This is a genomic window from Clostridium sartagoforme (genome assembly GCF_039521405.1).
Lineage (GTDB): Bacteria > Bacillota > Clostridia > Clostridiales > Clostridiaceae > Clostridium > Clostridium sartagoforme.
Window position 1 is genome coordinate 188,669 of sequence record NZ_BAAACH010000037.1, and the last position, 11,785, is coordinate 200,453.

Here is an 11,785-nt window from a genome sequence, read left to right on the forward strand (position 1 = left end):
CTTTTTTATTTAGTATCATATATATATTAACTAATTTATTACTTTTTCACAATTATTAATAGTATCCAATATAGAAAATATATTTGTACTTATTCTCTTAGCAACATATGCATTATTCATTGTATATAAATGGACTCCATCAACACCACTTGATATTAAATCTATTATTTGCTCAATAGCATATGCGATTCCTGCATCTCTTAAGGCTTCTGGATTATATTCGTATTTATTCATTATTTTAATGAACTTTTTAGGTAGTTTAGCTCCACATAACGATACAATCCTTTTTATTTGTTTAGTATTAATAACAGGCATTATTCCTGCTTGTATTGGAATATCTATATTGTACTCATTAGTTTTATCTAAGAAATTATAAAAATACTCGTTATCAAAAAACAGTTGAGATATTAAATGCGTTGCTCCTGAATCTTGCTTTTTCTTCAAAATTTTAAATTCTGTATCTAAATCTACAGTATTTAAATGCCCTTCTGGATAACAAGCTCCCACTATATTAAAATCATTTCTTTTCTTAATGTGACTTATAAGATCACTTGCATAATTAAATTCACTAATTCCATCATAATTACTTGGAATATCTCCCCTTAATGCCAATATATTTTCTATTCCTGATTCCTTTAAATTATTTAGTATATAATCAACTTGAGTTTTAGTTGAATTTATACAAGTTAAATGCGCTAAAGCCTCTATACCATATTTCTTTTTTACTACTGAAGAAATTTCACATGTCATATTCTTTGATAAACTCCCACCTGCCCCATAAGTTACACTAATAAAATCTGGCTTTAAATCTTTTAATTCCTCTAAGGTATTGTAAATTATATCGATTTTTGATTCTTGCTTTGGTGGAAATATCTCAAAAGAAAAAACCACCTCTTTTTCATTAAATAAATTCTTAATATTCATATTTTCCCCCCATTTTATTGCTTAAATATTTTAACAAAAGCGCAAAACACTTTTTAAGTTCACAGTTTACAAGGCATAATTCACAGTTGTTTATTTAGTGAATACTTGATAAGAAGTAGTGAAAATTATAGGAATAATTCACCAAAATTAAGTTTTAAAAACTATTATAATTTTTTAGGCAATAAAAAATACCCAAAGATAACACTTGGGTATTAATATATTGCCTATAAATTACCCTTATCTAACAGGAATTAGCACCACACAATAGAAATATATAAATTAAAATCACTTATTACATTTCACCTTTGTAGGTTGCCGGGTTTCTCAGGGCCAGTCCCTCCACCACTCTTGATAAAGTCTTAGTATATTCTTTTTTATAATTATAAAGTATTTTATATCTTGTGTAAATAATACTATTAATTAAATATGGCTAATCTTTAGTTATCATCTTTAAACATAGCCATAATTATTTCATCATAATATCTTCCATTTCTATATATCTCTTTTTTTAATATTCCTTCTTCTTTAAATCCAACCTTCTTATAACATGCTATTGCTCTATTATTAAATGAAAATACATTAAGTTTTATTTTATTCATGTTAACTTCTTCAAAAATAAACTTGATTAGTACTTTTAGTGCATCACTTCCATATCCCTTGCCCCAATATTCTTTATCTCCAATCATTATTCCCACTACACAAGTTCTATTTTTTACATCACATTCATTAATACTGCATCCGCCTATATATTTTCCAGTTTTTAAATCCTCAATTGCAAAATCATAAGTAAAATCCGTATTTGCTTTTCTACTTCTTACCCACTCTTCTTCTTGCCATTTAGTCATAGGAAATGGGATTGCAGAGTCCATAAGTTTTTTTACTTCTTCATTATTTATATATACTGTTGCCTTTTCTATATCTTCTTCCTTATATGCTCTTAGTTTTACTAACTGACCACTATACATAATAAGCCCCCCCTTTTATATTAATTAGTTCAGAATGCACAATTCGCGGTTCACAGTTTTTTGGTAAAGTACACAGGTATCAAGAAACAAGTTGTGATGTAAATTGAGAACCAATCTATATAACAACTTGTATCCGTTAACTGTTACCTGTCCTATTACTGTTCCCTATAACATAGAAACACCCGTGCACTGAAATAAATATTAATTCTTAATTAAAAGTAATACTATCGAAATTATACTAAAAGCTAAGCTAACCATATTTATATATGTTACAACTTGCTTTGGAGTAAATCCCTTTGCTTCTAATCTATAATGTATTTGACTTCTATCTGCTTGATACACAGGTTTTCCATCTAAAAACCTTTTTATTATAACAAATATATTATCAAAAATAGGTATTGCAAGAGCTAAAATAGGTATAAATAAACTCATTAGAGTAGCTTGTTTAAAAGCTCCATCTAAAGCTATTATACTTAAGATAAACCCTAAAAAATTAGCTCCTGAATCTCCCATAAAAACCTTTGCTGGATATTTATTGTACATTAAAAAGCCCAGTGTTACTCCTGATACTATTAATGACATACTAATTGATTCACTTTGCTTTAATATTATGGCTGCTCCTGCAAAAGTTATAGATGATATCAAAGACAATCCCCCTGCTAAGCCATCCATACCATCAGACCAATTTATAACCGTTGTTACGCCAAAGATCCATGTCATAGTTAGTATAAATTGTAGTACTCCTGATAATTGTATGTAAATTCCTGTAAATGGATTTGTAAATCCTCTAAACACTATTCCAGATTTAAAAACTATAAATGCCGCTAATAATTGAATTATTAACCTTGGGTATATAGGGAACTCTTTTCCTCTAGTCTTAAAAGTATCATCTATTAAACCTATTGCTAATATTAATAAAGCACCTGCAAATATCCATAACTTTTCATCTATTGCTGTATATCTATTAATAAAAAAATATACTATAAAGAAGCTTATAAACATAGATAAGCCACCACAAAGTGGAATTTCTCTTCCATGCTTTTTTCTTTTAGTTGGTTTATCTGTAAAACTATATTTAAAAGATACTTTAATTAAAATTGGTGTTATTAAATATACTATCAAAAAAGATAATATAAAGGATATTGCATATATCATAATTTTCTCCTTGATTTCTCACGTCTATCATTCATTAAGTTACTAAAATTCATTACTTTATTATACTATTAATAGGCATATTTATCAATTACAAAACTGTTACGTTTATTATGTAATTAAACAACATATAATGTAGCTTATATATGTAAACAAAATTAAGGAGATGTTTTCACATCTCCTTAATTTCTTGCTTCTATCATATCTTTAACTTTCATAAGTCTAGTTAAAGCTCCTCTTTCATTTTCATCCAGCTTCATTCTTATATATTTTATAGTTTCTTGTAATGAAGGAATGGTCATATATTCAAGAGCATTAACCCTTCTTCTTGTCTTTTCTATTTCATCTGCCATAAGCTGAGTTGATTTTTCTACTTCTGCAAGTTCTAATAACTTTGGTAATATTTTATATAGCTTAGCTATTGAATCATCTAATTCAGATGATGTACTTGCAAAACCGTATGGAAATATACTTCCTTCATCTCCCTCAAGCTGTCTATGGAATTTCATCTCTGGAACATTAACACTCATTATATTTTTAGTTCCTACTTCAACAGATATACTCTCTTTTGGATAAGCTACTGCTTCTTCTAAAAATTCTGAGCTCATAACAGCTCTAGCCATAACAAAATCTTTAAGAGAACCTTGTAATTCTTCTTCTACAGATTTTCTTAATTCATTATTGTATTTGACAAGATTAACGAATTGCCTCATAAGCTCATCTTGTTTATCCTTTAAAAGTTTATGTCCTCTTGTAGCTGTAGCTAATCTTTTTTTCAGCTTAGACATCTCCATTCTAGTAGGATTTACATTTAATCTTGCCATGGCTATTCTTCATCTCCCTTTGGCATATACTTTTCTAAGTATTCATCTCTTATTCTCTTAAGTTCTGTTCTTGGAAGTATTTTTAGAAGCTTCCATCCTAATTGTAAAGTTTCTTCTATACTTCTATTCGTTGTAAAGCCTTGAGATACATATTGCTCCTCAAATGCTTCTGCAAACTTAGCATATTGCTTATCTACATCTGATAAAGCTGATTCACCTAAAATTACTGATAACTCTTTTGCCTGCTTACCTTGTGCATAAGCTGAGAATAATTGGTTCATTGTATCAGCATGATCTTCTCTAGTTTTGTTCTTACCAATACCTTTATCTTTAAGTCTTGAAAGTGATGGTAATACATCTATAGGAGGCATAATTCCTTTCTTGTATAACTCTCTTGAAAGAATTATTTGTCCTTCTGTAATATATCCAGTTAAGTCTGGAATTGGATGAGTTTTATCTTCTTCCGGCATTGTTAAAATAGGAATTTGAGTTATGGAACCCTCTTTTCCTCTAAGTCTACCTGCTCTTTCATATAAAGTTGAAAGGTCAGTATATAAATATCCTGGATATCCTCTTCTACCTGGAACTTCTTTTCTAGCAGCTGAAACTTCTCTTAATGCTTCTGCGTAATTTGTTATATCAGTCATAATAACTAATACGTGCATTCCTTTTTCATAAGCTAAGAATTCAGCTGTAGTAAGTGCCATTCTTGGAGTTGCTATTCTTTCTATAGCTGGATCTGATGCAAGATTCATAAATAATACAGAATTATCTATAGCGCCTGTTTTATTAAATTCATCTACGAAGAACTGAGATTCTTCAAAAGTAATACCAATAGCAGCAAATACAACTGCAAAGTTAGAATCTGAATTTAAAACTTTCGCTTGTCTTGCTATTTGTGCAGCCAATTGTGCATGAGGAAGTCCTGAAGCTGAGAACACAGGTAACTTTTGTCCTCTAACTAAAGTATTAAGTCCATCAATAGCTGAAATCCCAGTTTGAATAAATTCTGATGGATAATCTCTTGATACTGGATTTATAGCTTCACCATTAATATCAACTCTTTTTTCAGCTATTATTCTTGGCCCATTGTCAATTGGATTTCCCATTCCATCAAATATTCTTCCAAGCATATCTTTAGAAACTCCTAATTCTAGAGGTTTACCTAAAAATCGTGCCTTTGTTTCCTTTAAATTAATCCCTGTAGATCCTTCAAATAATTGAACCATAGCCTTGGTTCCATTTATTTCAAGAACTTTTCCTCTTCTCTTTTCTCCTGTTTGAAGTTCTACTTCAACTAATTCATCATATTTAACACCTTCAACACCTTCAACAACCATTAAAGGTCCCACAACTTCTGTAACTGTTTTATATTCCTTAAGCATTTAGAACCCCTCCTTCTTCGTTGATTAAAGTATCTATTGTAGTTTTTAAATCTTCTTCTATTTTATCTATCTTATTTATTTCATTCTCAGATATATACTTACTTCTTGCTATTCTATCTCTAATTTCATCAAGATTTAATATCTTATTTAAATATACTCCAGCTTTTAAAGCTCTTTCAGCTTCTTTTCTAAATAATAAGATTAATTTAAGCATTTTATATTGCTTATCTAATGAAGTATATGTATCTGTCTCATGAAATGCATTTTGTTGTAAATAGTCTTCTCTTATTGATTTTGAAATTTCCAATTTCAATCTATCATTTTCTGACAAGGCATCTATACCAACTAAACTAACTATTTCTTGAAGAGCTGATTCTTCTTGAAGTAAAGTCATAGCTTCTATTCTTAAAGATGACCAATCTTGTGATACTTCATTGTTCATCCATTTATCAACTGAATCTTCATATAATGAATAAGAGTTTAACCAATTTATTGATGGGAAATGTCTCTTATATGCAAGGTTTGCATCTAATCCCCAGAAAACTTTAACTATTCTTAATGTAGCTTGAGAAACCGGTTCTGAAATATCTCCCCCAGGAGGTGATACTGCACCAATTGCTGTAACTGCACCTTCTCTTCCATCACTACCTAAACATACAACTTTACCTGCTCTTTCATAGTAATCAGCAAGTCTTGATCCAAGGTATGCCGGATATCCTTCATCTCCTGGCATTTCTTCTAGTCTTCCAGACATTTCTCTTAAGGCTTCTGCCCATCTTGAGGTTGAATCTGCCATTATTGATACTGAATATCCCATATCTCTAAAGTATTCAGCTATAGTTATTCCTGTATAAATGGAGGCCTCTCTAGCTGCAACTGGCATATTTGAAGTATTCGCTATAAGAACTGTTCTCTTCATTAAGCTTTCACCAGTCTTTGGATCTTTAAGTTCTGGGAATTCATTAAGAACGTCTGTCATTTCATTCCCACGTTCTCCACAACCAACATAAACAACTATTTCAGTATCTCCCCATTTTGCTATTTGGTGTTGTACAACTGTTTTACCTGCTCCAAATGGTCCTGGTACTGAAGCAGCCCCACCTTTTGCTACTGGGAAAAATGTATCTATAACTCTTTGGCCTGTAATCATTGGTGATTCTGGTTTTAACTTTTTGCTATATGGTCTTCCTTTTCTTGAAGGCCATTTTTGCATTAAAGTTAATTCTTTATCTCCATTTTCAGTTTCTACTATAGCTACTGTATCAACTATAGTAAAATCTCCAGCTTTAATTTCTTTAATAGTTCCCTTAATGCCATAAGGTACCATTATCTTATGAAGTATAACTGACGTTTCTTGTACAGTACCTATTATATCTCCAGCTTCTACATGTTCACCATTTTTAATTGTAGGATTAAATGTCCAAACTTTTTCTCTATCTAATGATTTAACTGATACTCCTCTTTTTAAAAATGGTGAGTTTGATGCGCTTTCTAAAGCATTTAAAGGTCTTTGTATTCCATCAAACATAGCTTCTATAAGACCTGGTCCTAATTCTATGCTAAGAGGCTCTCCTGTTGTAATAACTGGGTCGCCAGGGCCTATTCCTGTAGTTTCTTCATAAACTTGGATTGATGCCTTATCATTTCTCATTTCAATGATTTCTCCAATAAGACCCTTTTCTCCAACTTTAACCATATCATAAATGTTTGCTTCTTCCATTCCTTCAGCAACAACCAAAGGACCAGCAACCTTAATAATTCTTCCGGTCTTCAACTTACTAACCTACCTTCCTATAAAATATTAACGCCAACAGCTTTTTCCACACTATTACTAATTCTCTTTAGTCCAATATTTAATGAACCTTGATTACTTGGAATTAATATTACAGCTGGAAGTATTTCTTCATTGTAACGTGCTATAGTTTCTTCAATATGTTGTGCTATCTGCTCAGTTACAAAAATTACTGCATAGTTACTTCTTGCACAGTTATCAACTGCTCTTCTTGCTTCATCAGCTTCAACTACTGGAAATACATCTATTCCTAAAGCTTTGAAAGCTAAAACTGAATCCTTATCGCCAACAACACCTATTTTCTTATTCATATATATCACGCAACCTTTCTCTTATTACTTCCTCAGCAATATTATTAAGCTTGCCAACCATTATAATTCTTATTACTTTTATTTCTGTTTCTTTTGCATAAATATAAGATAATATCTTTTCTGGTCCAAAAGTAACTAACTTAGAATCTTTCATTAATCTCATAATATAATTATCACTCAATTTTTCTAAAAGACTTGCAGATTCTGTAGATATATAGCCCTCAAAACCTTGCTTTATTAAATCTGAATATATAGTGCTTTGTAATTTAGTCATTATATTTTCTGGTGATTCATTTAATAAAGATATAAGTTTGCTACTATCTATTGCTCCACCATTAACTATAACTTCTCCAGCAAAGTCTCTTCCTTTATTTTGCTTCTTTATTCTAAGTAATGTTCTTATATTAGTAGAATCTATCATAGCTTTAACTAAATTATCTATGAACTTATAATTTAATGAATTTTTTATATCTACTAATTCTTTATACATATATTTATCTATTATTATATCTATCTTTTGAGGATCCTTAGTTTCTTCAAAAGATTTCATTGCTTCTTGAACTCCTTTTCCAAGGTTTCCATTTAAACTCTTGAAATTTTCTCCATCTATTTTACGTTTAACTTCTTGTAAATCTAGATTTCCTAATTGTATAAGCATTGAAGATAAATCTTTACTTAATACTTTTCCTTTTAGAAGCACCTTTATATTATGATAGTCATATTTTAAACTCATTAACTTTACAACATCTTTTATAGGGCTTATTTCATAAACTAAATTATATATTCTTTTAAGTTCTGCACTTAATATTTCTTCATAATCTTCTGCTCTTTTTATATTAGTTGAAACATTTGAATACTCTGTTTCATTTAATATTCTTAGTACTTCATTTGCTGATGGAGCTTCTATCATTCTTTCAATTTTAGGCTTATCAAGAAGTTTAGTTTCTAAAACCCATATTCTTGATACAGCTTGGGTAAATTTCATTACATCCATATCTTACCCTCCTTAATTAAACAACACTCTTGCTACTTCAAACTCCAATTCATCTTTTAATGAACTTACTAAAGCTTCATATGTGTTATTGATTTCTATACCATTACTTTCAAGAATAAATCCACCCTTAAAGTTCCCAGTATTAGGACTTAGTTTAATATTTCCTTTATCTCCTAATGATTGATTTAAATCATAGATAAAAGTAAGATCTACTAATTCCATTCCTTCTTTATTTAAAATTAATGTCTGTTCTCCTATTTCACCTAGAGAAAGTATTGAGTTTTTTATAAATCTTAAAAAATCATCTCCAGATATAGTTGCTAACATATCTATACTATTTTCAAATACTTCTTTTATAACTTCCTGCTTTGCAGATAATTTATTATTTCTAACCTTAAGAGAAGCAGAAGATAAAATTCTTTCTTTTTTAGTTTTAGCTTCAAGCTCAGCCTTTTGTATAATCTCTTTTTCAAGTTCTTTGGCTTTAGCTATTTTCTTAGAAAGAATCTTATTTTTATCTTCTTCTGCAGAAGCTAAAATACTTTCCTTTCTCTCTTCAGCATCCCTAAGGATTTTAGAAGTTAGATTATTTACGTTTGCCATAGCCTATTCTCTCCAATCTTAGAATCCCTTATTTACTAGCATGAATGAAATAACGAATCCTAATAATGCGTATGTTTCAACCATTGCTGCTAATATTATACCTTTTGTATTATGTTCTGGGTTTTTAGCTAATATTTGAATACCAGATGCTGCAACTTTACCTTGAGCTATTCCTGACCAAAGACCTGCAAATGCTATTGGTAAACAAGCTCCTAATAAATATAAACCTTGATCTAATGGCATTCCTGAAGCCATTTTTGTAAATACTAAGAATCCTATAACAAATCCATATAATCCTTGTGTACCTGGTAATAATTGAAGAACTAACGCCTTACCAAATTTTTCTGGTTCTTCTGTAACTAATCCACTTGCTGCTTCACCAACTATACCAACTCCTTTAGCTGAACCTATACCTGATAAACCAACTGCTAAGGCTACTCCCATAGCTGCAAATATTAATCCACCGTTATTTTCCATAAAAAATTGAATCCATGACATTTCCATTTTATAATTCCTCCTAATTTCTTTTGATCTTTATATACTTTTCTGAAACTTTAAATGCTCTAAAAGGTCTTCCTCCACCTTCGTAGAATTTACCAAAATACTCAACGTATTGAAGTCTTGCTGTATGAACATAAGCTCCAAGTAATGATAAACCTAAATTAAATATATGAAATAAAACAAATAAAATAGGACCTACTACTATTGCTGCTACACCTGGTAAAGTGTTAATTAATAGATTTAAAGCTCCTGCGATTGAACCGCCAGCTAATCCTAAAGCCATAAGCCTTGTGTAAGAAACTAAGTCTCCTACATAACCAGTAATACCATATAATGAATATAACCCTTGACCTGCTTTAGCTCCAAAGGATTTTTCTTCTCTTCCTCCACCAATAACTACTAGTATCATACCAATAACCATTGTAATTATAAAAATATTTCCAACTATACTTGGGAATTTTAATGCCTTAGCAGCTACTAATCCACCTATAGATAATAATGTTATTATCCATGAGCCAGCATCTAATAATGCATCTTTTGCTTTACCAATCCTAACCAGACTATAAACCTTTATGAATAATCCAAAGAATATTTGAATAACTCCTAATCCCAAAGATAGAACCACTATAGTCATAACATCTTTATTTGTATCAATTATTTGGGTTGGTAATTTTATAGCATCTCCAAAGAAAGATCCATAAATTGCTCCAAAGAATATTGTTGGTATACTTAAATATAAAAAGAATTTTGCAAAATCCTTTTTACCTTCATCTAGCTTTAAAAGCTTAAGTGCTAATGCTGCTCCTATTAAAACTAACAATCCATATCCTACGTCTGCTACCATCATTCCAAAAAATATTAAATAAAATGGTGCAAGTAGGGGTGTTGGATCTATTTGATTATATTTAGGATAACTATACATTCCAGTTACACTTTCAAATGCTGAAACAAGTTCACCATTTTTAAGCTTAATTGGAACTTCATCTATTTCATCTTCTTTAACATCTTCAAATTCTATATAATAGTCATCTTTAAGAATATTATTGCATATAGACTTTAATGTCTCACTATCTTCTTGTGCTACCCATCCCTGAATTGCACATATATTTTTTGTCTTTAAAAAATTGGTTGAAACTTTAACACGTTCAACTTTACTTACAAAATAATCATAAGCTAATTCTAAGTTTTTTAGATCTTCTTCAAAGTTTGCAATTTCCTCTTGAATGAAAAATTTCTTTGATTGAAGTTCTTCTATTTGATGCTTAAATTCTAAAATAAGCTTCATTGGGACATCTTTGTGCTCAGTTTTAAATGCACTAAATCCAACACCCCTTAAAACCTCTGATACATTTTCGCTTTCCTCTTTATTAGATAAAATTAGAAGGTTTATATCATTATTACTTCTTGATATTATTTCAACATATGTATTTGATAATTCTCCTAATAAATCATCTTCATAAGATTTTGCTATAGTTCCTAAGAAATATGATGTCTTTTTCAAATTTTTTATTTTATCAAAAGCTACATCCAAATCCTGCCAAGGAATTAAAGTATCTATCTCAGCTTGTAACTTTGTTATCTTTGAATCTAAATTAGACAGTTCAGCCTCTTTTTCTTTTGCTTTATTATAGCTTGCTTCCCAATTATAGGCTTTAACTTTCTCTTCTAATTCATCTAAAGTTAATATTAGCTTTTCTTCTTTTAATGCCTTTAATGCTGACTTTTTAGGAACATATTTTTTTAGAAATTCTAAAGCAAATTTAGCTTTTGATAAATTTTCTTCATACTTTGAATACTCTAAATCTATATCATCTTTAGCTAAGCTTTTTAATTCTTCATATTTTTCAAGGAAATCATCATCTTGTAAATTAATAAACTCTACATTAGATAATCCTTGTATTTCCCTTAAAAGCTTTTGCTTTTTAGATTCAAAGGTAAGCAAAGTGAACTTGTTCATCTTAACTATTGCCATGAATCTTCACTATCCTCTCAACGATTAAATTAATAGCATTATTCTTTTTTTCGTCAGAAATATTTTTTATATTTTCTATTTCTTTTGCGCCTTTTTCTAATATAGGCGTTGCTTCTGAATTTCCTTCTTCTTCTGCCTTGGTAATAATCTGTGCTTTCTTAAAATTTGCTTCATTTAGAATTTTATTGTACTCTTCTTCAGCTTGAATGCTAGCATTCTTTACTATTTCCTTAGAAGTTATCGTAGCTTCTTGAATTAGCTCTTCAGCTTTTTCTTCAGCTTTCTTAATTTCATTTATTGCTTCTAATGCCAAAATCTCACCACCTTATCATTCTGATAATATAGTAATTAATACTTAATAT

At 29.9% G+C, this 11,785-nt stretch carries 12 protein-coding genes and 1 riboswitch; all 12 genes read right to left on the minus strand.

All coding sequences use genetic code 11. The features are described from left to right. Nucleotides 1-30 precede the first annotated feature (30 nt). The 12 genes from metF to ABDZ60_RS14895 all read right to left on the minus strand — a co-directional run bounded on the left by metF (nt 31) and on the right by ABDZ60_RS14895 (nt 11,736). Complete coding sequence (gene metF, locus ABDZ60_RS14840; RefSeq protein WP_016206181.1) at nt 31-924, minus strand: methylenetetrahydrofolate reductase [NAD(P)H]; 894 nt, start codon at nt 922-924, stop codon at nt 31-33. A gap of 234 nt (nt 925-1,158) precedes the next feature. Continuing rightward, a riboswitch (SAM riboswitch) is annotated at nt 1,159-1,282 on the minus strand. A 79-nt stretch (nt 1,283-1,361) separates the two neighbouring features. Then, nucleotides 1,362-1,889, minus strand: a complete 528-nt coding sequence (locus tag ABDZ60_RS14845; RefSeq protein ID WP_343779107.1) for a GNAT family N-acetyltransferase — start codon at nt 1,887-1,889, stop codon at nt 1,362-1,364. A 201-nt stretch (nt 1,890-2,090) separates the two neighbouring features. Further along, nucleotides 2,091-3,044, minus strand: coding sequence for an MraY family glycosyltransferase (locus ABDZ60_RS14850; protein ID WP_016206183.1), 954 nt, complete (start codon nt 3,042-3,044; stop codon nt 2,091-2,093). Between the two features lie 179 nt (nt 3,045-3,223). After that, on the minus strand, nt 3,224-3,865 hold the full coding sequence (locus tag ABDZ60_RS14855) for a V-type ATP synthase subunit D (protein WP_016206184.1): 642 nt from the start codon (nt 3,863-3,865) through the stop codon (nt 3,224-3,226). A 2-nt stretch (nt 3,866-3,867) separates the two neighbouring features. Next, nucleotides 3,868-5,250 carry a V-type ATP synthase subunit B gene (locus tag ABDZ60_RS14860; protein WP_343779110.1) on the minus strand — a complete coding sequence of 461 codons (1,383 nt, stop codon included), beginning with the start codon at nt 5,248-5,250 and terminating at the stop codon, nt 3,868-3,870. Continuing rightward, nucleotides 5,243-7,024 (minus strand): V-type ATP synthase subunit A, encoded by a 1,782-nt coding sequence (locus tag ABDZ60_RS14865; protein WP_016206186.1) that lies wholly within the window; start codon nt 7,022-7,024, stop codon nt 5,243-5,245. The genes ABDZ60_RS14860 and ABDZ60_RS14865 overlap by 8 nt, the downstream gene beginning before the upstream one ends. Nucleotides 7,025-7,041: 17 nt before the next feature. Continuing rightward, on the minus strand, nt 7,042-7,353 hold the full coding sequence (locus tag ABDZ60_RS14870) for a V-type ATP synthase subunit F (protein ID WP_172655011.1): 312 nt from the start codon (nt 7,351-7,353) through the stop codon (nt 7,042-7,044). After that, the gene (locus ABDZ60_RS14875; protein ID WP_047000965.1) at nt 7,346-8,347 is read right to left on the minus strand and encodes a V-type ATP synthase subunit C; all 1,002 of its coding nucleotides are present in this window, start codon (nt 8,345-8,347) and stop codon (nt 7,346-7,348) included. Before ABDZ60_RS14875 ends, ABDZ60_RS14870 begins: the two co-directional genes overlap by 8 nt. A 12-nt stretch (nt 8,348-8,359) precedes the next feature. Continuing rightward, nucleotides 8,360-8,950, minus strand: coding sequence for a V-type ATP synthase subunit E (locus tag ABDZ60_RS14880; RefSeq protein ID WP_016206189.1), 591 nt, complete (start codon nt 8,948-8,950; stop codon nt 8,360-8,362). Between the two features lie 18 nt (nt 8,951-8,968). After that, the gene (locus ABDZ60_RS14885) at nt 8,969-9,454 is read right to left on the minus strand and encodes a V-type ATP synthase subunit K (RefSeq protein WP_016206190.1); all 486 of its coding nucleotides are present in this window, start codon (nt 9,452-9,454) and stop codon (nt 8,969-8,971) included. A gap of 13 nt (nt 9,455-9,467) precedes the next feature. Further along, nucleotides 9,468-11,423 carry a V-type ATP synthase subunit I gene (locus tag ABDZ60_RS14890; RefSeq protein WP_016206191.1) on the minus strand — a complete coding sequence of 652 codons (1,956 nt, stop codon included), beginning with the start codon at nt 11,421-11,423 and terminating at the stop codon, nt 9,468-9,470. Next, nucleotides 11,410-11,736, minus strand: a complete 327-nt coding sequence (locus tag ABDZ60_RS14895; protein WP_016206192.1) for a V-type sodium ATP synthase subunit G — start codon at nt 11,734-11,736, stop codon at nt 11,410-11,412. The genes ABDZ60_RS14890 and ABDZ60_RS14895 overlap by 14 nt, the downstream gene beginning before the upstream one ends. Nucleotides 11,737-11,785 lie beyond the last annotated feature (49 nt).

Excerpts from the sequence above, each read along its gene's own strand:
- metF (WP_016206181.1), bottom strand. The coding sequence starts at position 924 with ATGAATATTAAGAATTTATTTAATGAAAAAGAGGTGGTTTTTTCTTTT.
- ABDZ60_RS14845 (WP_343779107.1), bottom strand. The coding sequence starts at position 1,889 with ATGTATAGTGGTCAGTTAGTAAAACTAAGAGCATATAAGGAAGAAGAT.
- ABDZ60_RS14850 (WP_016206183.1), bottom strand. The coding sequence starts at position 3,044 with ATGATATATGCAATATCCTTTATATTATCTTTTTTGATAGTATATTTA.
- ABDZ60_RS14855 (WP_016206184.1), bottom strand. The coding sequence starts at position 3,865 with ATGGCAAGATTAAATGTAAATCCTACTAGAATGGAGATGTCTAAGCTG.
- ABDZ60_RS14860 (WP_343779110.1), bottom strand. The coding sequence starts at position 5,250 with ATGCTTAAGGAATATAAAACAGTTACAGAAGTTGTGGGACCTTTAATG.
- ABDZ60_RS14870 (WP_172655011.1), bottom strand. The coding sequence starts at position 7,353 with ATGAATAAGAAAATAGGTGTTGTTGGCGATAAGGATTCAGTTTTAGCT.
- ABDZ60_RS14875 (WP_047000965.1), bottom strand. The coding sequence starts at position 8,347 with ATGGATGTAATGAAATTTACCCAAGCTGTATCAAGAATATGGGTTTTA.
- ABDZ60_RS14880 (WP_016206189.1), bottom strand. The coding sequence starts at position 8,950 with ATGGCAAACGTAAATAATCTAACTTCTAAAATCCTTAGGGATGCTGAA.
- ABDZ60_RS14885 (WP_016206190.1), bottom strand. The coding sequence starts at position 9,454 with ATGGAAATGTCATGGATTCAATTTTTTATGGAAAATAACGGTGGATTA.
- ABDZ60_RS14890 (WP_016206191.1), bottom strand. The coding sequence starts at position 11,423 with ATGGCAATAGTTAAGATGAACAAGTTCACTTTGCTTACCTTTGAATCT.